The organism is Streptomyces sp. NPDC001450 (genome assembly GCF_053597295.1).
This window is the reverse complement of sequence record NZ_JBSFHY010000001.1, coordinates 101684-126795: the sequence shown is the minus strand read 5'-3', so window position 1 is coordinate 126795 and position 25112 is coordinate 101684. Positions and strand designations below refer to the sequence as shown.

The window sequence follows — 25112 nt, the reverse complement described above, 5'->3', positions numbered from 1 at the left end:
GACACGGTTCCGTCCCGTTTCGCGTGGGCGATACCCTCCGACTTGTGGCCGACATCCAGATTCCCGCTGACATCAAGCCCGCCGACGGACGATTCGGCGCGGGCCCCTCCAAGGTGCGTACCGAGGCCCTCGAGGCGCTCGCCGCCACCGGAAGCTCCCTGCTCGGCACCTCCCACCGCCAGGCCCCGGTCAAGAACCTGGTGGGCCAGGTCCGCGAAGGCATCAGCTCCCTGTTCTCCCTCCCCGACGGCTACGAGGTCGTCCTCGGCAACGGCGGGTCCACCGCCTTCTGGGACATCGCCACCCACGGACTGATCGAGAACAAGTCCCAGCACCTCAGCTTCGGTGAGTTCTCCTCCAAGTTCGCCAAGGCCGCGAGGCTCGCCCCGTGGCTGGCCGAGCCCACCGTCATCGCCACCGACCCGGGCACCCACCCCGAGGCGCAGGCCGAGGCGGGCGTCGACGTGTACGCCTTCACCCACAACGAGACCTCCACCGGTGTCGCCATGCCGATCAAGCGCGTGGCCGGCGCCGACGAGGGCGCGCTCGTCCTCGTGGACGCCACCTCCGGCGCGGGCGGCCTCCCGGTCGACGTCGCCGAGACGGACGTCTACTACTTCGCCCCGCAGAAGTCCTTCGCCTCCGACGGCGGCCTGTGGATCGGCGTCTTCTCCCCGGCCGCCATCGAGCGCGCCGAGCGTGTCCACGCCTCCGGCCGCCACGTCCCGGAGTTCTTCTCGCTCCCCACGGCGATCGACAACTCCCGCAAGAACCAGACGTACAACACTCCGGCCCTCGCCACCCTCTTCCTGCTGGGCCAGCAGCTGGAGTGGCTCAACGGCCAGGGCGGTCTGGCCTTCTCCACGGCCCGCACGAAGGACTCCTCGACCCGCCTCTACACCTGGGCGGAGGAGTCCAAGTACGCCACCCCGTTCGTCTCGGACCCGGCCAAGCGCTCGCAGGTCATCGGCACGATCGACTTCTCCGACGAGATCGACGCGGCCGCCGTCGCCAAGGTGCTGCGCGCCAACGGCATCGTGGACACCGAGCCGTACCGCAAGCTCGGCCGCAACCAGCTGCGCATCGCGATGTTCCCGGCGATCGACCCGGCGGACGTCGAGGCGCTGACGAAGTGCATCGACTACGTGATCGAGAAGCTCTGATCTTCTTCCCGCGTACGTCCACGAGGGGCGCCCCGGTGTCTGCCGGGGCGCCCCTCGTCGTACGACGGTCACCGACGCCTACGACTTCGCGGGCCGGCCCGTCATGAGTGCGGTCGCTCGATGGACAGGTGGCCGGAGTCGCAGATGGTGAACAGGTGTGCCGTGACCGTGGGCAGCTGCCCACCGCCGTGGTCGAGTCCGCCGATGTCCCACTGCTCGGGAACGGGCTCGCTGTAAGTGGCGTCGGTGGGGAGCATGACCAGCGCGGTCGTACCACCGGAGTCGGAGGTGCGCAGCTGGATGCAGATGCCGTGGCGCTGGGACAGACGACCGACCATGAACAGACCCATGCGGCGGGACACCGAGACGTCCACGGTGGCCGGCGAGGCGACCCGCTCGTTGATCTCGGCGAGGTCCTCGGGGGAGAGGCCGATACCGGTGTCGTGGATCTCGATCAGCACACGGCCGTCGGGCAGCGCGTGGCTGATGGCCCTGACCCTGGTCTGCGGCGAGGAGAAGGCGGTGGCGTTCTCGAACAGTTCGGCGAGCAGGCGCACGAGGTCGTTGACGACGCGGCCGGCGATCTCGACGGTGGGCACGGCGGTCAACTCGATGCGCTCGTACTGCTCCACCTCGGACGCGGCGGCGCGGAGCACGTCGACCAGCGGGACCGGGCGGGTCCAGCGGCGGCCGGGCTCTTCACCGGAGAGAACGAGGAGGTTCTCACCGTTACGGCGCATACGCGTCGCGAGGTGGTCCAGTTTGAACAACGACGCCAGCCGGTTCGGATCCGTCTCGGAGTCCTCCAGCTCGGAGATCAGCGACAGCTGGCGCTGGATCAGACCCAGCGAGCGACGCGAGAGGTTGGTGAACATCGCGTTGGTGTTGCTCCGCAGGAGGGCCTGGTCGACGGCCAGTTGTACATATGCGCGGTGGACGGTGTCGAGGGCCTGGGCTGTCTGCCCGATGTCGTCCAGGCTGTGGATGCCGATGGGCGGCACAACGATGTCCACGTCCTGCGGGTCCGCCTCCGACAGCCGCTTGACCAACTCGGGCAACCGGACATCGGCCATCTGCTGCGCGGCCTCCTTCAACTGGCGCAGCGCGGCTGATCTCCTGAGCACCGAAGGCCGGACTTTCGTGGCTCTGAGCGTTGCCTCCTGCAGCAACTCGTCGGCCTGGGTCTTGGCCACCTCCAACTGGGTCGCGGCCTCCCGGGCGGCTGCCAGGCGTACCTGTTCGGCTTCCAGATGAACGCGCTCCAGGTCCGCCAGACGGTGCTCGGCCACCTCGGCGGCCTTGGCCAGGCGCAGCCTCTCCTCCCTCGCCCGCCGCTCCAGCTCCGCTCGCTCGGCGGCCTCCTGCGCGTCGGCCAGTTCGGCTTCCAGCTCCCGGCAACGCGTCCGCGCGGCGTCCCGTTCCCGCTCCGCCTCCTCGAGCGCCCTCTCCAGACGAGCGACCTTGTCCCGCAGACGCGCGCACGCCTCCTCCAGCTCCTCCTTGCGCATCCGGTGCCGTTCCAGGTCCGCCCGTAACGAGCCCCGCTCCTGCTGCTCCGCCGCCGCGAGCTGACGAAGCTGGGACTCCAGTGCCCACAGCTGCCGCTTCTGCCCCTCCGCGGCCTTCCTCAGCTCCCGGATCTCCAGCTGCGCCTCCTCCTCACGCAGCACGGCGTCCTCCAGCCGGTCGCTGGCCATCTGTTCCCGGTACCGGGCCGGGTCCTCGGCCAGCAGCGCGTCCCGATGCAGCCGGTACATCCGGCCCTGCAGCTCCGCACTGACCTCCGTGCCGTGAGCCTTGCAGGCCGACTTCATCAACCCGTCGAGAAAGTGCTTGTCCGGGATTCGTTCCCCGCTCAGATAGCGCGAGACCGTGGAGACGCCGATGTGGTGATAGACCGCGAACTGCCGCTGCGACTTTCCCGAGCCCTTCAGCAGGCGGCGCAACGCCCCAGCCAGCTCCCGCACTTCGGGACGCAGCTCTCCCGACAGCGGCTTGAAGCCCTCCGCGTCACCGAAGGCCGCGTCATCGAAGACTGCCTCCTCGCGGTCATCGTCCCCCACCATCGTCTCCTCTCCCCGGATGTGTGCCCCTCACCGTCATGTCAACGACGGCAACCCGTCTCGGTCAGTGCGTCTGATCGATGACGGAGTTGAAGAACGCCACGGCGGCCGCGAAAGCGGTCGCGCCCACCATGACCGACTTCGCCTCGCCGCCGCCGTCGGAACAGGCGGTCAGTACTCCCGCTGCCAGGCCGACGAGAACACCCAGCAACAGAATCAGCGCCGAGCGCATGGTCAGCAGTGATCGATTCACTTGAACCCTCCTGGATGCGGCGGCACTCCGTATCGCGACGAACGAGAGCACCGGAGCCGGCGTACGGTCCTCTCAGTCTGCCGGGACGGGAGGGCGTTCCCGGCCGGGAACAGGGTGTTCCCATGCAGGTGGGAACACATGAGAAGAGGGCGCCCGGTGCAGCGCCGGGCGCCCTCTTCTCATGTGGCGTCCACATGGACGTGATCTGCTGTCACCTTCTCGGCCGTGAGCGGCCAAGCTTGTGCGCTCGGCGGTTCACACCTCGTCGCGCTCCTCGGCTGCCGCCGGCTGCGGCATCGAGGTCGCATCCGCCCCGACGGGCGCGGGACCGGTGACAAGGCCCCACACCGGGAAGACCCCGGTGACGCCGGCCTGGTCGGCGCCAACCACAACCGTGTCCCTGGCAAGCCGGTTCGTGCCTTCACAGGGCTCGCAGACTGGCTGGGCCGGCCTGGCGGGCACCACCCGCTCCCGACCCGGCACTCGGAAACAAGGGTGCCTTGATGCTCGCCAGATACCCGTCCTTCACCGTGTCCACGGACACCCAGTCGTCCTTCAGGATCCCGCCCGTGTCACCGGAGTCCGGGTTCCACGACCAGAAGGTCCACTGGAAGCCGTCCGCGCCGTACGCCGACGTCGGCCGCAGGTAACTCACCAGTGCCGCCAGCCACTTCTGGTCCACGGCGGACTGCAGGGTCGTACCGAACTCACCCACCCAGACAGGAGCGATGTTCTGCTTGAAGACGTAGCCCCAGTACTTGTCCCAGACGCCGGGCATGTTGGCCGGGAAGGACGGGTCGCCGAACCAGCTCTGCTGGGCGACGCTGGTGGCGTAGTCGTGCGCGGAGTAGACGACCCGGTCGGCCACGCTGAGCCGCACCGGGTACTGGGCGACCCCCATCAGGTTGCCGCCCCACCAGCCGGACACGCCGTTGTACGACTGCACGCCCTCGACGAAGACCAGCAGGTCCGGGTTGACGGACAGGACGGCGTTCCCGGCGCGCTGGGCGGCGAGGCGCCAGTCGGTGGCCTGGTCACCACAGCCCCAACAGGCGGGATCGTGCGGCTCGTTGTGCAGGTCGATGCCGATGACGGTGTCCTGGCCCCGGTAGCGGGCGGCCAGTGCCTTCAGATCGGCGATCCATGTCGACTCGGGGACGGACGCGGTGTACCAGAGCGCGGACTGACCGCCGGAGTCGGGGCGGTGCCGGTCCAGGATGACCTTCAGGCCGTCCTGGCCGGCGTACGCCACGATCCTGTCCATGACCTGGAGGGACGTCAGCCCCTGGAGGTCGGCGTTCTTGCCGCCGGAGAAGTCGATGCTGTCGGGCGTCGTGCCGTTCTTGAGGATGTCGTCGCTGTAGGGCAGCCGGATGGTGTTGTAACCCAGCGACTTCATCTGGTCGATCATGCTCTTGCAGTCGCGCGACCAGAGACCGTGCACCACGTGGTTGCCGGTCTCGAAGCCGAACCAGTTGATCCCGGCGATACGCACCGGCTGCCCGGCCGCGTCCAGGATCTGCCGGCCACTGGTGTGCCAGTGACCGGCTCCGGGGGTGGCGGCCGCATGCGCGGGGTGCACACCGGCCAGGGGCAGGAGGAGCGCGGCGGCGGCACACAGCACTCTTCGCAAGCTGCGGAACATGTGCCTGGTTCCTCTCGGGGAGGCGCGGCCCCGGAACAGAATGGGAGCGCTCCCATATACCGCGCACCTCCCAGAGAACTGACACCCCACACGCGCGTCAAGACATCCGGCGCCCACCGGTTCAACTCCTGCGCCGCAGCCGCCGCAGCCCGAAGAGAGCGGCCGCGCCCACGACGACGACGACGGCGCCGACCTTGATGCTCCCGCTGTTGCCGGCACCGGTGCCGCTGCCACCGGCGGAGACGGAACTCCCGCTGCCGGACGGCTCCTTGCTCGCCGCCCCGGCAGGCGCGTCCTGCGCCTCCACCGAACTGCCGGCCCCCTCGCTGCCGTACATCAGCTTGGTGCCGTCGGCGGAGTACGAGACGGACTCCCCCTGCCCCTGCAGGGGCACGTCGAGCCGCCCTTCGCGCTTGATCTTCCCGCCGTTCCAGTCGTAGTAGATGCCGCCGAAGTACCCCCGGACCGCGAGCTGTCGGCCGTTGGGCGAGAAGGCGGCATCGGTGGCCCACAGGTCGACGGCGGCGACGGGCCTGAAGATGTTCGCGCCGGCGGTGGAGAGCTGCGCGGGCCCCTCGTACAGGTGCCCCCCGTTCTCCTTCTTGTCGATGATGTAGACCCGACCGGTCCTGGGGTGCACGACCAGCGACTCGGCGTTCCTCGCCCCGTCGGCGTACTTCACGACGTACTGCGTCGCCGTCAGCGTCTGGTCCTTCAGTACCTTCGGCTCGGGCAGCCGGTAGATCCACACGTACGGCCACTTGCCGTCGAGGTTGTCGCCGATGTCGCCGACGTAGATCTGGTTGTCCGGCCCGATGGAGATGGCCTCGACATCGCGCGGGGAGCCGACGCCGCGCAGGGTCACCGTGGCGACGGTCTTCCCGGTCGCGCTGTCCACGGCGTAGATGTACGGCCCGTCGTCGCTGTCGTTGTGCGTCCAGTAGATGCCGGGGTGCAGGTGGGAGGCGGCCAGGCCGCTGGACTCGGTGATACGGGGGTCCTTGATGGTGAACCCCTGATCGCCCTCGCCGCCGGTGGCGGAGGCAGGCGCGGCGAGGGCACCCGTGAGCAGGAGCCCGGCGATGAGGGCGAACGATCGACGCATGCCCCAAGCCTGCCATCCCGGCGGGCCGTTCACCGGGCGTGGTCGGCCTCACACCCCACGGGCCGCCGCGATCGTCCATCATGAGCGGATGCTTAGGTTCATGCCCGTGGGCGACTCCATGACGATCGGGAGCGCGGGCGAGCACACGTGGCGTTACCGGCTGTGGCGACACCTGTGCGAGTCGTACGGCGGTCCGTTCACCTTCGTCGGTCCGCGCGAGGAGCTGTACGACAAGACGGCCGAGGCAGCGACGTCGCACGCGTACGCCGAACCCGGCTTCCCCCGCGCCCACCTGGCCGGCTGGGGCGAGGGCTGGCTGCACATGGCTCCACTGATCGGGGAGGCGGTACGGGAGCACCGGACCGACGTGCTGCTGATCTCCCTCGGCCTGATCGACCTGGGCTTCTACACGAACGCCGAGCAGACGGCGGAGAACGTACGGGCCTTCGTCGCGGGCGCCCGTGAGACCCGCCCGCGCATCCGCATGGTGCTGCTGCCGGTGATCCCGAACATCCGGGCCGCGACGGACGCGCCCTTCGCCGAGCAGGTGGACCGGTTCAACGTCCTGCTCGCCAAGGCGGTCGCCGACCTGGACGAGCCCCGGTCGCCGATCCTGCTCGCCTCGCCGCCGGAGTCGTACGACATCCACGCCGACACGTACGACGGGACGCATCCCAACGCGAGCGGGGAGCACCGGATCGCGGGGGCGTTCGCGGGGGCGATGTGGGAGGCGTGGGGAATCGGACAGGCGTACGCGGCCGGAACGGATTGACCTGATCCCGGCGTCTCCTGGTCACCGTGCGTATCGTTGAAGTGCGCGGCTGCACCTTTCCGTGGGGCAGCCGCGGAGGAGCGCCACGATGACCGTCCTGGAGGACAGGATCGAGATGGCCGACGCCGACGCCAACACCAAGGCTTTGGACGACTGGTTCGAGCGCCTTGAGCGGATGCCCGTCCCCGAAGGATTCAGGGTCGAGATCGTCGGGGGCAACGTCCATATGACGTCGCAGCGGAACACGCATTGGCAGATCATCCGCCGGATCCTGTGGGCCCTTGAGGACAGGTTCGGGAGGGAGATCACCGCGTTTACGGACGTCCGGATCGACTTCCCGGGCCACGAGAACGGCTTCTGCCCGGACGTCGCCATGCTCAGCGACGAGGCGAAGGCAGACGACGAAGGCCACTGGCGTACCAGGACGTGCGGTTCGTCGCCGAGGTCATCTCCGCGGGTACGGCCGCCAACGACTACGGCCCGAAGAAGACCGCCTATGCGATGGCCGAGGTTCCCGTCTACGTCATCGCCGATCCCTACCAAGGGCGGTGCTACGCCTACACCCACCCCAAGGACGGTGACTACGCCATGAGGACGTGGGTGGACTTCGGCACCGACATCGACCTGACCGGCACCGCGGTCGACCTCATCCTCAAAACCGACGACTTCCCCCGCGACTGACACCCCGCCCTCACACCCAGGGCCCACTCCCCCCACCTACACAGTTCAGCGCACCGCCCCGCCCCAGCGCCACGCTCCCGGCGGGGCGGCTCGCGTCCGTCCGCCAACGGCACCAGGAGACGCAGGGCGCCCTGGGCCGCAGCAGAAACCAGCAGAGGTTCCTGGCCGCGCTCGCCCACAAGGCCGCCGAACCGGGCACGGCACTCGGTCCGCTGCGCGCCTATCCCCTGCTGAACGCCGCGCTGCACACGCTCGTGGTCGACAAGGGAACGGACCTGCAGACCCTCGTGTCGCTGTTCCAGGCCATGCGGAGCGCTCGGCCGGTACCGGCAGGCAGCTCAACGTCCCCGTGTCCGAACGGGGCCTGCGCACGTCCGAGGGCAGCGCCGTGCGCTGGGACGCGGCGAAGGCGCAGCGGCTGTTCGTCGAGCTGAGGGAGGACCGGCCAGTGCGACCGGAGTGACCGGCCGTGTGACTGGAGTGACGGGTGTGACAGATGTGACGCACCGTCCGATCCCTGATGTGTAGGGGCCGTAAGTAAATGATGTACGACCAAGGAGGATTCGAATGCGCCCGTTCACGCTCAACTACACCACCCCCAAAGGGATTCCGGCCCAGCTGCCGCCGTACCGGTTCGACGCGTCGCTCCAGCTGAACCTGCTCCCCGACGGCCGCCCGGCCGTCAGCGACCCGGACCTCCTCCTGGCGGCCGGCACGACCACCTCGACCGCCGGGTCCGCGACGCACTTCGACGACTGACGACCCGTCACCGACACCCGCAGCCGAGATCCCGAATGGACGACCCCGCAACCGCATGACCGTACTGATCCTCACCTCCGAGGAGGACGTGACCGCCGACATGGTGGTGGCCAGGCTGCACCGGACGGGTACCCCCGTGATGCGGCTGGACCCCGCCGATCTGCCGGGGAAGGCCGTGCTGTCCGCCGACTACGCGCACGGCGACTTCGACGGCCACCTGTCGGTCAACGGGCACGTGCTCAGCATGAGAGGCCTGCGCTCGATATGGATGCGCCGGCCCGGGGAGCCGGGCGCGCACGCGGCGCACCCCTCGCCGTGGCTGACCGCCGAGACCCGCCAGGCGCTGTACGGCATGCTGCACTGCGCCGCCGTCCGGTGGATGAACCATCCCCGCAGTGCCGACCAGGCCCGGCTGAAACCCTGGCAGTTGAGGGTCGCCCACCTCAGCGGCTTCGCCGTACCGCCGACCGTCTTCACCACCTCACCGCGCCTGGCACGGCAGTTCGCCGAGCAGCACGGGAACGTCGTGGTGAAGTCCGCCTCGGGGCCGCCGCGCGGTGATCCCGCGCTGGCCCTGCCCACGACCCTGGTCGGGCCCGACGCGGACTTCACCGGCGTCGCGGCCGGTCCGGCTCTGCTGCAACGGTACGTACCCAAGCGTGCCGACATCCGGCTGACCTGCGTCGGCACCCGGCTGTTCGCCGCCCGGAAGACGGCCGAGCCCGGCCAGGTCGACGGACGCTACGGCGACACCGAACACGCCTGGCGGCCGGTACCGGTGCCCACGCGGATCGGCAGGTCGGTGCACGAGTACCTGCGTGTCGCCGAACTGGCCTACGCGGCCTTCGACTTCGCCGAGGACGAGGACGGCGTCTGGTGGTTCCTGGAGTGCAACCAGGGCGGCCAGTTCGGCTTCGTGGAGCTGGAGACCGGGCAGCCGATCTCGGAGGCGGTCGCCCTGTGGCTGGCCCGGCGCCCCGGGTGAGGGCCGCCTGCGGGGTGGCCCGTTCGCAGGAAGGTACGGCCACCCCGCCCGGCCGCCCTTGCCTGGAGTGCGCTCCAAGCCGTTGGCTAGGACACCATGAAGTACACGCAGCTAGGACGCACGGGACTCAAGGTCAGCCGACTGGTCCTCGGCACGATGAACTTCGGACCGCAGACGGACGAGGCCGACAGCCACGCGATCATGGACGCGGCGCTGGACGCCGGCATCAACTTCTTCGACACCGCCAACGTGTACGGCTGGGGCGAGAACAAGGGCCGTACCGAAACGATCATCGGCAACTGGTTCGCCAAGGGCGGCGAGCGGCGCGACAAGGTCGTCCTCGCCACCAAGGTCTACGGCAACATGGGCGCCGACGGCGAGGCCTGGCCCAACCACGACAAGCTCTCCGCGCTGAACATCCGGCGCGCTGTCGACGCCAGCCTGAAGCGGCTGCAGACCGACCACATCGACGTCTACCAGTTCCACCACGTCGACCGCCGGACCCCGTTCGAGGAGATCTGGCAGGCCGTCGACGTGCTGGTGCAGCAGGGCAAGATCCTCTACGTCGGGTCCAGCAACTTCCCCGGCTACAAGATCGCCCAGGCCAACGAGATCGCCGCCCGGCGCGGCGGCTCCATCGGGCTGGTCAGCGAGCAGTGCCTGTACAACCTCGCCGAGCGGCGGGCCGAGATGGAGGTCATCCCGGCCGCGCAGGAGTACGGCCTCGGGGTCATCCCGTGGTCGCCGCTGCACGGCGGTCTGCTCGGCGGTGTGATCAAGAAGGAGGCACAGGGCGGACGCCGTGCCTCCGGCCGGGCCGCCGACTCGCTCGCCAACACCACCATCCGCGCGCAGATCCAGTCGTACGAGGACCTGCTCGACAAGCACGGTGTGGAGCCCGGCGAGGCCGCCCTGGCCTGGCTGCTCACCCGGCCCGGCGTGACCGGCCCGATCGTCGGCCCGCGCACGCCGGCGCAGCTGGAGTCGGCCCTCCGGGCCGTGGAACTGGAGCTGAGCGAGGAACTGCTGGCGGGCCTGGACGAGATCTTCCCGGGCCCGGGGCCGTCCCCGGAGGCCTTCGCCTGGTAGCCGTGGCCGTACGCCACAGCCGGTGGTACGGCCCTGTCGGCGGCGGTCTACTTCCCGACCGCCGCCGACACGGCCACCACCACGAACATCAGCACAAGCACACCGGCCATGATCCGGTTCCGGGTTTTCGGGTCCACGTACCCGAGCCTAACCGGCGCCGCCGAGCGCCCAGTGGGCGACCGTCTCGTAACGGGGCTGCTCCCCGGGCACCCCGGACCTCGGCAGGTTGCTGCGCACCAGGGCCAGCTCGGCCACGGTCCAGGAGCGGCTGGCGAAGGCGTTCAGGGCCTCGACGTACGGTCGCGCGTTCACCGAGTACCGGCTGCGCGCCACCGTCAGATGGGCCAGATAGCGACGGTGCTCCCCCATCGGCACCCCGGACCTCACCGCCGCCGCTTCCGTACGGTCGGCCAGCAGCCGCAGGGCCGGCAGGTCTCCGTCCGCGCCCACCCACAGCACCTGCCCGCGCCCGAACTGCCCGCCGCCCCGCAGGGCCAGCGGGAAGGGGGACGTACGTCGAGCCGCGCGGCCCAGGCGGGCCGACAGGTCCGGTACGACGGCCTCGTCGACCTCGCCGTAGAAGGCGAGCGTGAAGTGCCAGCCGGGACGGTTGGTCCAGCGCAGCCCCTCCGCGCCGGGCAGCCTCTTCAGCTTCGCGACCTCGGTGGCGAGGTCATGGACGACGTCCTCCGGGGGCAGCACGGCGGCGAAGAGTCTCATGCCGTCACCCTTCCAGAAATGCCGTGGCCCTGACGCGTCCCCTGGGCATGATCGGATACATGGAGAAGAACGGGAAGATCAGCATCAGAGCAGGCAGGCCTGACGACATCCCCGTGATCCTCGGCATGTTCGACAGTGCCGTGGAGTGGCTGGTGGCCCAGGGGCGTACCCAGCAGTGGGGTACGACACCCTGGTCGAAGAACCCGAGGGCCGTGGCCGTGATCACCCGGTACGTCACCGAGGGTGCCCCGTACATCGCCGAGTACGACGGTGTCCCGGCGGCCACGCTCACCCTCACCGACGCGCCCGGCGAGTATCTGCGGCCCGCCGACGAGCCCGAGCGCTACATCCACACCTTCGCCTCGGACCGCCGCTTCAAGGGCCACGGCGTCGGTGCCGCCCTGCTCGCCCACGCGGCCGAGGAGACCCGCCGGGCCGGGGTCTCGCTGCTGCGGGTGGACTGCTACGCGGGCGGCGACCGCAAGCTGGTCTCCTTCTACGAACGCAACGGCTTCTGCCCGACCGAGTCCTTCAGCGTCAGCATGCTCGGCACGGACGACTGGCCGGGGCAGGTGCTGGCCCGGAGGGTCCTGTAGGGACCCTCCGGGGGCGCGGAGCCCTCAGGCCGCCGTCGCCAGCTGCTCGCGCTCTCTCGGCACGAACCGCACCCGCGGGTGGCCGTGGTGCCAGCCCACGGCCAGGCGCAGGCCGCCGATGCGGGCGAGGACCAGGCCGACGGTGGCGGCCGCGGCGGCGGAGATGACGCCGCCGAGGACGAAGCCGACGCGGGGGCCGTAGGTGTCGGTGATCCAGCCGACGACCGGCGCGCCCAGTGGCGTACCGCCCATGAACACCATCATGAACAGGGCCATCACCCGGCCGCGCATGGCCGGGTCGGTGGCCATCTGCACGGCCGTGTTCGCGGTGACGTTGACCGTCAGGCCGAAGACGCCGATCGGGACCATGAGCAGTGCGAACAGCCAGTACGACGGGGCCAGCGCGGCCACGGTCTCCAGTGTGCCGAAGGCCACCGCGGCGGCGATCAGGACGCGCAGCCGGGCCGTGCCGCGGCGGGCAGCCAGCAGGGCGCCGCCCAGCGAGCCGACGGCCATCAGCGTGTTGAAGAGGCTGTAGGCGCCGGCACCTGCGTGGAAGACGTCGTCGGCGTAGGCCGACAGCCACACCGGGAAGTTGAACCCGAAGGTGCCGATGAAACCGACAAGGACGATCGGCCAGATGAGCTCCGGGCGCTTCGCCACGTAGCTCAGGCCCTCGCGCAGCTGGCCCTTGCCTCTGGGCGCGCGCTCGACCACGTGCAGCTCACGGGCGCGCATCAGCAGCAGGCCGGCGACGGGGGCGACGAAGGACAGGCCGTTGAACAGGAACGCCCAGCCGGTGCCCACGCCGGTGATCATCAGGCCGGCGACGGCGGGGCCGACCAGGCGGGCGGACTGGAAGTTGGCGGAGTTCAGGCTGACCGCGTTCTGCAGTTGCTCGGGGCCGACCATCTCGGAGACGAAGGACTGCCGGGCCGGGTTGTCGAGCACCGTGGCGAGGCCGACGGCGAAGGCGGCGACGTAGACGTGCCAGACCTGGACGTGGCCGGTGAGGGTGAGCGCCGCGAGCGCGAGGCCCGTGACGGCCATGGAGGTCTGGGTGACGAGCAGCGTGGGGCGCTTGGGGAGGCGGTCGACCAGGACGCCGCCGTAGAGGCCGAACAGCAGCATCGGCAGGAACTGCAGGGCCGTCGTGATGCCGACGGCCGCGGAGGAACCGGTGAGGCTGAGCACGAGCCAGTCCTGGGCGATGCGCTGCATCCAGGTGCCCGTGTTGGAGACGACCTGGCCGGTGAAGAACAGGCGGTAGTTCCGGATCCTCAGCGAGCTGAACATCGAGGATCTGCCGGGGCCAGGGGTGGTAGGGGTGGTCGGTGCGGGGGCGGAAGGTGCTCCGGATCCCGAACTCAAAAGGGGTCGCCTCCTTGCGATACGTCCTTACAGATGCGCGAGCTTCTCCAGCACGGGGGCGGCGGCGCGCAGTTTGGCCCACTCGGCCTCGTCGAGGCCCTCGACCAGGCCGGCCAGGAACGCGTTGCGCTTGCGGCGGCTCTCCTCGAGCATCGCCTCGGCCTGCTCGGTCTGGGTGACGACCTTCTGGCGCCGGTCCTCGGGGTGCGGCTCCAGCCGGACCAGCCCCTTGGCTTCGAGCAGCGCGACGATGCGGGTCATCGACGGCGGCTGGACGTGCTCCTTGCGGGCCAGCTCGCCCGGCGTGGCCGAGCCGCAGCGGGCCAGGGTGCCGAGCACCGACATCTCGGTGGGGCTCAGCGACTCGTCGACCCGCTGGTGCTTGAGCCGACGGGACAGCCGCATCACGGCGGAGCGGAGAGCGTTCACGGCGGCAGCGTCGTCGCCATGGGTAAGGTCCGGCATGTTCTTTAGCGTAACTCATTACCCTCGCTAAAGACCACCGCGACACGCCCGAGTGCCCGTGACGCCCGCCACTGAACCGACCGATCACTCATACGAGTGAGTCTGTTCCGGAAAGTGACGCACCGGGTGGCCGGATGTGGCGACCCTCGTACGCATGGGGACCAGTGTGCTCAGCCTGCGCATGGACGGGGAGCTGCTCGAGAGGCTCCGGCACCATGCGGCCAAAAGAGGAATGAGCGTGCAGGACTATGTGGTCCGCACGCTCATCCGGGACGACTTCGACGAGCGGTTCCAGGCCGCCGTCGAGGAGACGGAGAAGTTCTACGGGGTCACCTGACCCCGGGTGATCAGGCCAGGCCCAGGGCCGGCATCAGATAGAAGAAGAGGAAGACGGCCGAGACGACGTACATCGGCACCGGGACGTCCTTCGCGCGGCCGGCCGCCAGGCGCAGCACCACGAAGCTGATGAAGCCCATGCCGATGCCGTTGGTGATCGAGTAGGTGAACGGCATCATCAGCATGGTCACGAAGGCCGGGATCGCGATCGTGTAGTCGGCCCAGTCGATCTCCTTGACGGAGTTCGACAGGATCAGGAAGCCCACCGCGATCAGCGCCGGCGTGGCCGCCTGGGACGGGACCATGGTGGCGACCGGGGTGAGGAACAGGGCCACCGCGAAGAGGGCGCCCGTGACGACGTTCGCGAGACCCGTGCGCGCGCCCTCGCCGACACCCGCCGTGGACTCCACGAACGCGGTGGTCGCCGAGGAGGAGCTGGCGCCGCCCGCCGCGACCGCGAGGCCGTCGATGAAGAGGACCTTGTTGATGCCCGGCATGTAGCCCTGGGCGTCGGTCAGCTTGGCCTCGTCGCTGACGCCCATGATCGTGCCCATGGCGTCGAAGAAGCAGGACAGCAGGACCGTGAAGACGAAGAGGACGCCGGTCAGCACACCGACCTTGGAGAAGCCGCCGAACAGGCTGACCTGGCCGATCAGGCCGAAGTCGGGGGAGGACACCGGGTTGCCCGGCCACTTCGGGACCGTCAGACCCCAGGTCGTCACATGGGCGACCGAGTTGATGATCAGCGCGAGGACGGTCATGCCGACGATGGAGATCAGGATCGCGCCCGGCACCTTGCGCACGATGAGGGCGAAGGTGAGCAGCGCGCCCAGGATGAAGACCAGCACCGGCCAGCCGTCGAGGTGACCGTTGCTGCCGAGCTGGAGCGGCACGGTGGTCTGGGCGGCGTCCGGGATACGGCTGACGAAACCGGCGTCGACCAGGCCGATCAGCATGATGAACAGGCCGATACCGATGGAGATCGCCTTGCGCAGGCCGAACGGCACGGCGTTCATCACGCGCTCGCGCAGACCCGTGGCGACCAGCAGCATGACCACGAAACCGGCCAGCACGACCATGCCCATTGCGTCCGGCCAGGACATCCGGGGCGCCAGCTGGAGCGCGACGACCGAGTTCACGCCGAGACCGGCGGCGAGCGCGATCGGGACGTTGCCGATGACACCCATGAGGAGGGTGGAGAACGCCGCCGTCAGGGCGGTCGCCGTGACCAGCTGGCCGTTGTCCAGATGGTGTCCGTACATGTCCTTCGCGCTGCCGAGGATGATCGGGTTCAGCACGATGATGTACGCCATCGCGAAGAAGGTGGCGAGACCGCCGCGAATCTCGCGGGCGACGGAGCTGCCGCGCTCGGAGATGCGGAAGTAGCGGTCGAGGGCGCCGAAGGCGGGGGTGCCACCCGGCTGTTCGGGGGCGGGGACCTTGGCGGGTGCCGAGGTGGACATGCGGGACCTCATCACCGACGGGGTTCCCCCGAGCCCCGTTGGAGTTTCATACGAGCAGAAATGGACAAAGTCAAACCGTTTCAGTATGAACGTATGAGTCTCTCATCGCCATCTCCGCGCGTAGACCGTTCAGCATCGGCATCGCCTCGTAAGCTGTGCCCCATGGAAAAGTGGACCCCGAAGCACGAGGCGCCGGAGCCCCTGGAGGGCCCCGTGGTCGCCACCATCACCGGCGGCACGATCGTGTGGTTCGTCCTCTTCCTGGTCCAGCTCCCCTTCTACGGCTGGTTCGCCGACCACGACCACACCTGGTGGCTGTGGACCTGCCTGGCCGGCGGCGGGCTGGGCCTGATCGGCATCTGGTACGTCCGCAGGCGCGACGCGGCGATCAAGCGGGACGCGGCGCTGAAGACGGCGGCCGCGGCGGAGTAGCCGCCGGCCCGCCTCTACAACCAGCGCACGACTCTGCTCCTCCCCAGGTCGGAACTTCCCCCACTCGGCAGGTGAAGGCGCAAAACCGCACGTACCGTCGAATGCATGACCCATATCGACGCGGGCGCCGAACTCGGCCCCGTGCATCCGGTGTCCCCGCCGGGCGCACCCTCGGCCGGTCTGACCGGTGCCCAGGTCGCGGAGCGCGTCGCGCGTGGGCAGGTCAACGACGTGCCGGTGCGCAGCAGCCGCTCCATGGGCGAGATCGTCCGGGCGAACGTCTTCACCCGGTTCAACGCGATCATCGGCGTGCTGTGGCTGGTCATGCTGTTCGTCGCGCCGATCCAGGACAGCCTCTTCGGCTTCGTGATCCTCGCCAACACCGGGATCGGCATCGTCCAGGAGTGGCGGGCCAAGCAGACCCTGGACTCGCTCGCCGTGATCGGCGAGGCCCGGCCGACCGTGCGCCGCGACGGGACCGCCATCGAGGTGGCCACGAACGAGATCGTCCTGGACGACCTCATGGAGATAGGCCCCGGCGACAAGATCGTCGTGGATGGACTGTGTGCCGAGGCCGACGGTCTCGAGATCGACGAGTCGCTGCTCACCGGTGAGGCCGACCCGGTCGTCAAACACCCCGGCGACCAGGTGATGTCCGGCAGTTTCGTGGTCGCGGGCGGCGGCGCCTTCACCGCGACCAAGGTGGGCCGGGAGGCGTACGCGGCCCAGCTCGCCGAGGAGGCATCCCGTTTCACCCTCGTCCACTCCGAGCTGCGCTCCGGCATCTCCACGATCCTCAAGTACGTGACGTGGATGATGATCCCGGCCGCGCTCGGGCTCGTCGTCACCCAGCTGGTCGTCAAGAACAACAATCTGAAGGACGCGGTCGCCCGCACGGTCGGCGGCATCGTCCCGATGGTCCCGGAGGGGCTGGTGCTGCTCACCTCCGTGGCCTTCGCCATCGGGGTCATCCGGCTCGGCCGGAAACAGTGCCTGGTGCAGGAGCTGCCCGCCATCGAGGGCCTCGCCCGCGTCGACACCGTCTGCCTGGACAAGACGGGCACGCTGACCGAGGGCGGCATGGACGTCACCGAGCTGAGGACTCTCGACGGCTACGACGAGACGTACGTACGCAAGGCCCTCGGCGCCCTCGGCGAGTCCGACCCGCGCCCCAACGCCTCCCTCCAGGCGATCATCGACGCCTACCCGGACAGCGAGGAGTGGCGCTGCATCGAGTCGCTCCCGTTCTCCTCCGCCCGCAAGTACAGCGGCGCCGCCTTCAGCGAGGGCGACGGCGAGGCCAGCACCTGGCTGCTGGGCGCCCCCGACGTGCTGCTCGCCCAGAGCGACCCGGCCCTGGCCGAGACCGAGCGCCTCAACGAGCAGGGCCTACGGGTCCTGCTGCTCGCCCGCGCCACTCGTGACCTGGACGACCCCGAGCCGGCCCAGGGCGCCCGTCCCACCGCCCTCGTGGTGCTGGAGCAGCGGCTGCGGCCCGACGCCGCGGACACGCTGCGCTACTTCGCGGACCAGGACGTCCGCGCCAAGGTCATCTCCGGCGACAACGCGGTGTCCGTCGGCGCGGTCGCCGCCAAGCTGGGCCTGTCCGGTACGGCGGTCGACGCACGCCGGCTGCCCGCCGACCACCGGGGCATGGCCGAGGCGCTGGACGAGGCAACCGTGTTCGGGCGGGTCACCCCGCAGCAGAAGCGGGACATGGTCGGCGCGCTCCAGTCGCACGGGCACACGGTCGCGATGACCGGCGACGGCGTGAACGACGTCCTCGCCCTCAAGGACGCCGACATCGGCGTCTCGATGGGCTCGGGTTCGGAGGCGACCCGGGCGGTCGCGCAGATCGTCCTGCTGAACAACAGCTTCTCGACGCTGCCGTCGGTGGTGGCCGAGGGCCGCCGCGTCATCGGCAACATCACCCGCGTGGCGACCCTGTTCCTGGTCAAGACGGTCTACTCGGTGCTGCTCGCGGTGCTGGTGGTGTGCTGGCAGGTGGAGTACCCCTTCCTGCCCCGCCACCTGACCCTGCTCTCCACCCTCACCATCGGCGTCCCGGCCTTCTTCCTGGCCCTGGCCCCCAACAAGGAACGGGCCCGCCCCCACTTCGTCCGCAGAGTCATGCGGTACTCGGTTCCCGGCGGGGTGGTGGCCGGAGTGGCGACCTTCGTGACGTACCTGCTCGCCCGCCACTACTACACCGGCCCGGGCTCCCTCGACGCGGAGACCAGCGCGGCGACCCTGACCCTGTTCCTGATCTCCATGTGGGTCCTGGCGATCATCGCCCGCCCCTACACCTGGTGGCGCGTCGCCCTGGTGGCGTCGATGGGCATGGCGTTCCTCCTCGTCCTCGCCGTCCCGGCACTGCAGAGCTTCTTCGCCCTGAAGCTGGTGGGTGTGGCGATGCCGTGGACGGCTGTGGCGGTGGCGGTGGTGGCGGCGGCCGCCCTGGCGGCCCTGTGGACGTGGGTCGGCCGCCGCTTCCCGGCGTGATGGTTCAGACCGAGGGCCACATGGTCCGGCCGGCCGCGAGCCCGCCCTTGCCGTCACCGGCGTACAGGCGCAGGTCGCCGCTGGAGGACAGGGCGGCGAGGTCGGCCCTGCCGTCGCCGTCGAAGTCGCCGCCGAGCACCTTGCGCACGGTGCCCCAGGACTTGTCGGGCCACATCGAGCGGCCCTTGTCGAAGGTGCCGTCGGCCTTGCCCGGGTAGAGGCTCAGGGAGCCGTCCGCGGCGACGGCGGCGATGTCGTCACGTCCGTCGCCGTTGAAGTCGCCCGTGGCGATGTGCTTCTTCTTCCAGGTCTTGTCCGGCCACACCGACTTCTTCTGGTTCACGAGATTGCCGTCGGTGTCCCTCTTGTACGTGTAGAGGGAACCGTCGGGCCACTGGAACAGCAGGGTGTCGCGTCCCGGGGTCGCGCTGTGCAGGGCGGCGACGGGCAGGCCCTCCTTCCAGGCGGCGTCGGTCCACAGCTTGGCCCGCGTCCACAGCGACGGAACCACGGAGTGCTTCGAGGCCAGGAAAAGATCCCCGCCGTCCTCCACGGTGATCACTTCGAGCCCGGTTCCGGCATCGAAGTCGCCCGCGACGAGTTCCTTCTGGCTGGGGCGGCCCAGGGAGTTCAGGTAACTGCCGTACTCCAGCGTGCCGTCGGGGCGGCTGGTGAAGACGTGCGCGGTGCCGTTGACCAGGCGGGCCGCGATGTCCGTGCGTCCGTCGTGGTTGAAGTCGGCTGCCGTGACGGCGTCGCTGACGTGCTCCTGGCGAGTCTTCAGGCGCACCCGCTGGACCCAGTCGGCGATGTCGTCGACCCGGGTGGCGACGGCCCCCGTGCGGGTCTCCACGGAGCCGAAGCACCCACCGCTCCAGGAGCGGGTGACCACGGCCACCAGCTTGCCCCGGCCGTCGAGCACCGGGCCGCCGGCGTCTCCCGGACACAGGGCGCCGCCGTCGGAGCCGGGGGAGAGCGCCAGGGTCGCGGCGTCCACGACGTCCACACCGAAGGACGCGGTGTGCGCCCGTCCGGGAACCCACTCGTCCTTGGTGCGCCCGAACCCGACGGCCCTGAGCCGGTCCCCCGGGGCGGGAGCGGCGCTGCCCACCGTGGCCGCGGCGATGTCGGGGAACGGCCCGTCCAGCGGGTTCTCGACGGTGGCCGGGTTGCCGATCCGCGCCATGACCAGGTCGCGGTCGGGGTGCGGGACGAGCTCCAGAACCTTCTGCCTGGCGATCTCCGTCGCGTCGGGCCCGATGCCGTCGACGGTCACCACGGTGGTGTGCGCGGGCGCGCCGGCGGGGACCCGGCCTCCCTGCTGGGGGTCGGTGGCGAAGCAACTGGCGGCGGTGAGCACCCACTGGGCGTCGACCAGAGTGCCGGAGCAACCGCGTTCGTCGTCACTTCCGACGTTGATGTGCACCTTGAGCGTGTACTGGTCGGCGCTGTCCGCGACCTGGTCGCCGACGACGGACTGGGCCGGGGGTGCGAGCAGCAGTCCGGTCGTGAGGCCTGCTGTCAGGACCCCGGCCGTCCACACCGTGCGCTTCCCGCGCGAACGGGACTGTGTCACGTTTTCCTCGAATCACAAGGCCTGTTCTGCGGATGCAGAAGGCATGTCGGACCCGTGCACGCCTCGCGCACGGACGTTGGGCAGTGGCTGATCAGCCGGTGACGCGCAGTTCGACGAGCACCGACCTGGCACCGCCGGTGGTGCCTTCCCCGACGGACTCGAAGCCGCCCTGGGGCACGTTGACGGTCGTGGTCCGGCCGTCGGCCGTCAGGTCCGCGCTGACCGGGTGGTCGGCGGCCTCCACCGCGAAGACACGGGGGAGTTCGAGCGTGAGGCGGCCGGTCTTGGCCGTGGCCCGGAAGCAGTACGTGCCCTGACGGCCGACGGAGTCGTCCTTGACGGTGAGCACGCGGATCTGCTGGGCGGCCTGGTCGCAGTCGGCGAGCAGGATGTGGCCGTCGCCCTTCTTCAGCTTGATCCCCTTCTCGGCCAGGATGCGGTCGGCTTGGGGATAGCCGTAGTCCTCGACCGCGACGGGCGGTGCCGACGGGGACGGAGCGGGGGGCGGGTCGTCGGCCGAGGCCACGGAAACGCCCGCGAGTGTGGCGACCCCGGCCACGAATACGGACACCACGATTTTTTGGGCATGGAAAGGCACTGAGGAGTCCCTTCAGGAAGGAATTCTCGAAAGAGAGATGACCTCAATTGCAGGCATGCCGACAGCACTGGAGACGTCGCAAAGTAACCCCCGCAATTAAAAGAAAAGGGGCAGAAAAGGGCCCCGGCAAGAGACACTGCTGGTCAGGCAGCGGCAAAGACAGGCCATAGGGTAGTCAAAGATCAGCCGTGCGTCAACGCGCAACCTTCACACATTCACCAACCAACACCCATGAACCATAGGTCAGTTGCCGCCATAAAGCGACAAACAGTGCATCCTGCCCGCCAACGCTCCGTCGCACGGATTCAGCAAGGAAATCCGATTCGATTTGCAAAGATGATGGGCGCTACGCTGCCTTCTCCAATATTCGGCGACTCACATTCGGGGGTGTCGCCGATGACCGAGACAGGTGTTCAGTGAATCGAAGAACTGACCAGCTCGATTACGCCGGAAAAACGGCGCGTCTGATACGCCGAACGGCATTCACTCTGCTCCCCCTGGCCCTCACCGCCGGCCTGCTGGGCGTGGCGCCCGCCGCGGGAGCCGCGCCGGCCGCACGGAGCGTCCAGACCACCACACAGGCGCAGACCACCGCCGAACAGCGTGGTCTGGTCGTCGACTACTGGAAGGAGGGCGGCCCCGGCGTCAAGGCGGCGGCCGAGGCGGCACTCACCGGCAGCGACGCCGACGTCCGGGCCTTCCTGGCCACGGTCGGCGACCTCTCCTTCCAGGATGAACGGGTCAGTGCCGCCCAACTCGCCTCCGTCGGGGGCCCGGAGCTGCTGACCGCCGCCCGCCAGGCACTCGCCGGGACACCGGACCAGCTGCACGAGTTCCTGGACGACGGCTGGGAAGACCCCATGGAGCAGGACAACCGCGTCCGGGTCGCCCAGATCATCGACACGTCCGGCCCCAACGTGCAGAGCGCCGGCCGGGCCGCGCTCGCCGGCAGTGCCGAGGACGTCCGGAAGTTCCTCACCGAGGGCCGGCAGACCCAGCAGGAGGAGGACGAGCGGGTCCAGCTCGTCCAGATCATCAGCGTGGGCGGCACCAACGTGAAGGCCGCCGGGCGCCTCGCGCTGAGCGGCAGCGCCGCGGACATCCGCGAGTTCCTGCAGGTCGGCCAGTTCGTCGCCCGGGACAAGGACGAGGAGCACGCCTCGGTCGCCGAACTCGCCGAGCAGGCGAAGGAAGCGGGCCGGCAGGCCGCCAAGGAGACCGCGGCCGCCAAGACCGAGTCCACCAAGGCGGTCAAGGCCGCCGACCTCGCCAAGGACGCCGCCCTGGAGGCTCAGGCGGAGGCAAAGGCCGCCAAGGACGACACGGACCGGGCCGCGCGCGCCGCCAAGCGGGCCGCCACGGCGGCGTCCGAGGCCGCGGCCGCCGCGCAGCGGGCGATCGACGCGGCCAACGCCGCGAACAACTCGGCGCGCGTCGCGGCGAACGCGGCCGCGCAGGCCGCCGCCGCGGCGGCCGGCGCCTCGCAGGCCGCCTCCCGCGCCCGCAACTCCGCCGCCGACGCCGCGGTCGACGCCAAGAAGGCGGACGCGGCCCGCAAGGCGGCCGAGGACGCCGACAAGGCCGCCAAGGGAGCCGAGCTGGCCGCCGACGCCGCCGACCAGGCGGCCAAGGCCGCCGACGCGGCCGGTGACGCCGCCCACTCGGCGGCCAGTGCGGGCGCCAACGCCAAGGCCGCCGCCGACGCGGCCGCCGAGGCGGGCAACTACGCGGGCCAGTCGAGCGCCGAAGCCGCCGAGGCGCGCTCCGCCGCGGCCGCCGCGAGGCGTCACGCCGGCGAGGCCAACCGTGCCGCCGGCGAGGCCGAGTCACTGGCGCGCAAGGCGGGCAAGGCCGCCCGCGAGGCCCGGGACGCCGCGACGTCCGCGGCCGCCCACGCCCGGAACGCCGGCAAGGCCGCCCGGGAAGCGGCCGAGCACGCGGGCGAGTCCGCGAAGGCCGCGACGAAGTCCACGGAACACGCCAACGCCGCGACCGAGGCCGCGGGCGCGGCCACCGCCGCCGTGACCAAGGCCCAGGAGATCTACACCCTCGCCCGCCAGGTAGAGGCCGAGGAACTGCAGGGCCGCACCAACGCCGGCATCGAACGCGCCCGGGACGACAAGGAGCAGGACGACGCCCGTACGGCCGCGCAGGCCGCGCTGGAGAAGGCCGCGAAGGACCGGCAGGCCGAGCGGGACCGCCTGGTGGCCGAGGCGGCGGAGCCCGACGCCGACCTCGCCGCCGTCGCCAAGCAGGGCCGCACCCTGGCCGTACGCGTGATGAAGGGCGGCACGGCCTGGGGACGCGGCGCGGCCGAGGCCGCGCTCGGCGGCACCGACGAGGTCGTCGTCGACTACCTGCGCAACGGCTGGAAGACCGCCGAGCAGCAGGACCAGCGGTCCTACGTGGAGCGCCTCGCCGAGGAGAGCGAGGACAAGACTGTACGGGACGCGGCCGAGACCGCTCTGGACGGTGACGCCGCCACCATCAGCGAGTTCGTGAACAACGGCCAGTACCAGGTCGCCGCCGAGAGCATGCGCGTCGCCATCGCCCAGGTGCTCGACGGTGCCGGTCCCGTGCTCACCGACGCGGGCCGCAAGGCCCTCGCCACCGGGGACCCGAAGAAGTTCAGCGAGTTCCTGCTCACCACGCAGCACACCGCGCGGACGCAGGACGAGCGGGTCCGGGCGGCGCAGCTGGTCGACAGCGGAACCCCCGAGGTGAAGTCCGCCGCGCGGGTCGCCCTGGAGGGCTCACCGCAGGCCCTGCACGCCTTCATCGTCTCCGGCCAGTACAAGGCGCTGCGCAAGGACTACCTGTCCGCCACCCACGTGGCCCAGGTGCAGAAGCTGATCGCGGACGCGGCGAAGGTCGCCGCCACCGCACGGCAGAACGCCGCCACGGCCCAGAAGGTGGCCGCGACCGCCCGCAAGGCGGCCGCCGAGGCCAACGACTGGGCGAAGAAGGCGAACGCGGCCTACGCCGACGCGCAGGAGTACGCCAAGAAGGCCGACCAGTACGCGAAGGACGCCGAGGCGTCGGCGTCGCAGGCCGCGGCTTCCGCCAAGACGGCCCGCGACGCGGCCAGGCGCGCCGATGCCGACGCCGCCGACGCGGCCAGGTCGGCGACGGACGCCACGCTGTCCTCGGAGGTCGCCCAGGCCGCCGCATCGAAGGCCTCGTACTACGCCGACGAGGCCTGGAAGTCCGCGGTCGCGGCGGGCAAGGACTCCGACGCCGCCCTCAAGGCGGCGACCGACGCGTACAAGGTCGCGGCGAAGAAGTACGCGCAGGAGGAGGCAGCCCGGCGCAAGGCCGCCGTGGAGGCCAAGGAGAAGGCCAAGAACGACGGCGGGGCGCGCGCCCGTGAGCTGTACCGCTGCCAGCAGGGCCTCATCCCCTGCGACCCGCAGGGCTTCGCCCGCTGGTGCCAGCATCAGGAGGTCTACTGCGACGTCCTGGCGCACTCCAAGGAGTTGAGCGATGCCGCGGACATGCTCTGGAACGTCGAGAAGGAGCTGCTGGGCCTCGGGCAGTACGAGGACTGCATGCAGAACAAGGACTTCGACTCCTGCAGCGGACTCGCGGTGGACGCCCTGCTCAAGAGCAAGTTCAGGGTCCTGGACCGGATCTACGACGAGCTGAAGCTGCTGAAGCGCGCCTGCAAGGTCCTGTCCGTCACCAAGGGCCTGTCCGTCACCAAGGGCCTGCAGCGCACGTCGCTGCGCACGTCGCTGGCGGCGAAGGGGGCCGGGAAGGGCTGCCTCGAAGGGGAGGAGAACTACGACGTCTTCGACCCCGTAACGGGAAACTTGATCACCGACATCGACCACTTCGACGACGACGTCCTCTGGGAGCTGAAGGACACGTTCTACGCGGACGACGGGTGGATCCTGAAGAACATCGACGGGAAGTTCGAGAAGTACCTGCGCGCGCGCAAGCAGTTGCCCGAGTACTACCGGAACGCCCCGATCGGATTCCGGTACACGCACACCAACATCGATCCACGCTTCCGGGCCGCGGTCGAGGCACGTGTGCAGCATCTTCGGGAGAAGTACCCCAACGAGGACATCAGAATCAGGTGGGACCACTGAGCTACGCATTCGAGACACCCGACCACACCAGAACCCTTTGGGATCCGGCACTCCGGGTGGGGCAACTGTACGTGTCCCTCGCGCAGGGCGTCGGGGAACTGCTGGACCTGCCCACGGGGCTGACGCCCAACGCGCGCGGTGGCGCCTACGTGGACCTGGGGACGTTCCAGGTCTTCACCCAGGGCGTGTACGACGCCTACTGCTCCACCAGGAACTTCCTCATGCACGATCTGCTGCGGGGGCTGCTGCTGTCCTCGATCGTGATGCTGGAGCAAGGCGGCGGCGGGATCCTCCGCGCCCCGGAGCGGGAGGCGGGGCTGCTGGCGGAGCACGACACCTACGTGCGCGGCATGTGGGTGGAGGACTGACCGCGCGGGCCTGACCACACGATCCGTGAAGGACGGCCGCCCCACCGGTGGGACACCGGTGGGGCGGCCGTTTCCG

At 70.0% G+C, this 25112-nt stretch carries 20 protein-coding genes and 3 pseudogenes; 12 read left to right on the top strand and 11 right to left on the bottom strand.

Going from position 1 to position 25112, the window contains the following annotated elements; translation table 11 throughout:
• The first annotated feature begins 44 nt into the window (after positions 1-44).
• Entirely contained in the window at positions 45-1163 is a 1119-nt protein-coding gene (gene serC, locus ACWC5O_RS00615; protein ID WP_450589332.1) for a phosphoserine transaminase, read from the top strand.
• Positions 1164-1378: 215 nt separating this feature from the next.
• On the opposite strand, the pseudogene ACWC5O_RS00610 reads toward serC, so the two are convergent.
• From ACWC5O_RS00610 to ACWC5O_RS00590, 5 genes and pseudogenes are all read right to left on the bottom strand, one after another.
• Positions 1379-2266, bottom strand: a pseudogene (locus ACWC5O_RS00610) (sensor histidine kinase); the annotation flags it as partial.
• Between the two features lie 1024 nt (positions 2267-3290).
• Positions 3291-3479, bottom strand: a complete 189-nt coding sequence (locus ACWC5O_RS00605; protein ID WP_450589333.1) for a hypothetical protein — start codon at positions 3477-3479, stop codon at positions 3291-3293.
• Positions 3480-3734: 255 nt separating this feature from the next.
• Complete coding sequence (locus tag ACWC5O_RS00600; protein ID WP_450589335.1) at positions 3735-3869, bottom strand: hypothetical protein; 135 nt, start codon at positions 3867-3869, stop codon at positions 3735-3737.
• A gap of 55 nt (positions 3870-3924) precedes the next feature.
• A pseudogene (locus ACWC5O_RS00595) lies at positions 3925-5124 on the bottom strand (glycoside hydrolase family 5 protein); the annotation flags it as partial.
• A gap of 121 nt (positions 5125-5245) precedes the next feature.
• Positions 5246-6229: a WD40 repeat domain-containing protein gene (locus tag ACWC5O_RS00590; RefSeq protein WP_450589337.1), complete on the bottom strand. Its 984-nt coding sequence runs from the start codon at positions 6227-6229 to the stop codon at positions 5246-5248.
• Positions 6230-6317: 88 nt separating this feature from the next.
• Here ACWC5O_RS00590 and ACWC5O_RS00585 point away from each other — a divergent pair, with 88 nt between their 5' ends.
• From ACWC5O_RS00585 to ACWC5O_RS00565, 5 genes and pseudogenes are all read left to right on the top strand, one after another.
• Positions 6318-7001, top strand: coding sequence for an SGNH/GDSL hydrolase family protein (locus tag ACWC5O_RS00585; RefSeq protein WP_450589339.1), 684 nt, complete (start codon positions 6318-6320; stop codon positions 6999-7001).
• A gap of 88 nt (positions 7002-7089) precedes the next feature.
• Positions 7090-7682, top strand: a pseudogene (locus ACWC5O_RS00580) (Uma2 family endonuclease).
• Positions 7683-8249: 567 nt separating this feature from the next.
• Positions 8250-8441, top strand: a complete 192-nt coding sequence (gene tgmA, locus ACWC5O_RS00575) for a putative ATP-grasp-modified RiPP (protein ID WP_450589341.1) — start codon at positions 8250-8252, stop codon at positions 8439-8441.
• 55 nt (positions 8442-8496) lie between these two features.
• Entirely contained in the window at positions 8497-9426 is a 930-nt protein-coding gene (gene tgmB, locus ACWC5O_RS00570) for an ATP-grasp ribosomal peptide maturase (protein WP_450589343.1), read from the top strand.
• Between the two features lie 96 nt (positions 9427-9522).
• Entirely contained in the window at positions 9523-10515 is a 993-nt protein-coding gene (locus ACWC5O_RS00565; RefSeq protein ID WP_450589345.1) for an aldo/keto reductase, read from the top strand.
• Positions 10516-10662: 147 nt separating this feature from the next.
• Here the strand turns inward: ACWC5O_RS00565 and thpR are convergent, their stop codons facing one another.
• Positions 10663-11235, bottom strand: a complete 573-nt coding sequence (gene thpR / locus ACWC5O_RS00560; RefSeq protein ID WP_450589347.1) for an RNA 2',3'-cyclic phosphodiesterase — start codon at positions 11233-11235, stop codon at positions 10663-10665.
• Between the two features lie 59 nt (positions 11236-11294).
• Here thpR and ACWC5O_RS00555 point away from each other — a divergent pair, with 59 nt between their 5' ends.
• A complete protein-coding gene (locus tag ACWC5O_RS00555) occupies positions 11295-11831 on the top strand; it encodes a GNAT family N-acetyltransferase (RefSeq protein WP_450589349.1) in 537 nt (178 codons plus the stop codon).
• A 24-nt stretch (positions 11832-11855) separates the two neighbouring features.
• Here ACWC5O_RS00555 and ACWC5O_RS00550 read toward each other — a convergent pair whose 3' ends face one another.
• Positions 11856-13127 (bottom strand): MFS transporter, encoded by a 1272-nt coding sequence (locus tag ACWC5O_RS00550; protein WP_450589351.1) that lies wholly within the window; start codon positions 13125-13127, stop codon positions 11856-11858.
• Between the two features lie 102 nt (positions 13128-13229).
• Positions 13230-13667, bottom strand: a complete 438-nt coding sequence (locus ACWC5O_RS00545) for a MarR family winged helix-turn-helix transcriptional regulator (protein WP_450589353.1) — start codon at positions 13665-13667, stop codon at positions 13230-13232.
• Between the two features lie 154 nt (positions 13668-13821).
• On the opposite strand from ACWC5O_RS00545, the gene ACWC5O_RS00540 reads away from it, so the two are divergent.
• Positions 13822-14004, top strand: coding sequence for a ribbon-helix-helix protein, CopG family (locus tag ACWC5O_RS00540; protein WP_086168767.1), 183 nt, complete (start codon positions 13822-13824; stop codon positions 14002-14004).
• Between the two features lie 10 nt (positions 14005-14014).
• Here ACWC5O_RS00540 and ACWC5O_RS00535 read toward each other — a convergent pair whose 3' ends face one another.
• A complete protein-coding gene (locus ACWC5O_RS00535; protein ID WP_450589355.1) occupies positions 14015-15466 on the bottom strand; it encodes an NCS2 family permease in 1452 nt (483 codons plus the stop codon).
• Between the two features lie 162 nt (positions 15467-15628).
• Here ACWC5O_RS00535 and ACWC5O_RS00530 point away from each other — a divergent pair, with 162 nt between their 5' ends.
• A complete protein-coding gene (locus ACWC5O_RS00530) occupies positions 15629-15898 on the top strand; it encodes a DUF2530 domain-containing protein (RefSeq protein ID WP_450589356.1) in 270 nt (89 codons plus the stop codon).
• Between the two features lie 105 nt (positions 15899-16003).
• Positions 16004-18400 carry an HAD-IC family P-type ATPase gene (locus ACWC5O_RS00525; protein ID WP_450589358.1) on the top strand — a complete coding sequence of 799 codons (2397 nt, stop codon included), beginning with the start codon at positions 16004-16006 and terminating at the stop codon, positions 18398-18400.
• Positions 18401-18404: 4 nt separating this feature from the next.
• Here the strand turns inward: ACWC5O_RS00525 and ACWC5O_RS00520 are convergent, their stop codons facing one another.
• Positions 18405-19976 carry an FG-GAP-like repeat-containing protein gene (locus ACWC5O_RS00520; RefSeq protein WP_450589359.1) on the bottom strand — a complete coding sequence of 524 codons (1572 nt, stop codon included), beginning with the start codon at positions 19974-19976 and terminating at the stop codon, positions 18405-18407.
• 91 nt (positions 19977-20067) lie between these two features.
• Positions 20068-20547 (bottom strand): hypothetical protein, encoded by a 480-nt coding sequence (locus ACWC5O_RS00515; protein ID WP_450589361.1) that lies wholly within the window; start codon positions 20545-20547, stop codon positions 20068-20070.
• 443 nt (positions 20548-20990) lie between these two features.
• Between ACWC5O_RS00515 and ACWC5O_RS00510 the strand changes: the two genes are divergently transcribed.
• Both ACWC5O_RS00510 and ACWC5O_RS00505 read left to right on the top strand, forming a co-directional pair.
• The gene (locus tag ACWC5O_RS00510) at positions 20991-24668 is read left to right on the top strand and encodes an ALF repeat-containing protein (RefSeq protein ID WP_450589363.1); all 3678 of its coding nucleotides are present in this window, start codon (positions 20991-20993) and stop codon (positions 24666-24668) included.
• The gene (locus tag ACWC5O_RS00505) at positions 24656-25036 is read left to right on the top strand and encodes a DUF6086 family protein (RefSeq protein ID WP_450589364.1); all 381 of its coding nucleotides are present in this window, start codon (positions 24656-24658) and stop codon (positions 25034-25036) included. Before ACWC5O_RS00510 ends, ACWC5O_RS00505 begins: the two co-directional genes overlap by 13 nt.
• The last annotated feature ends 76 nt before the right edge of the window (positions 25037-25112 follow it).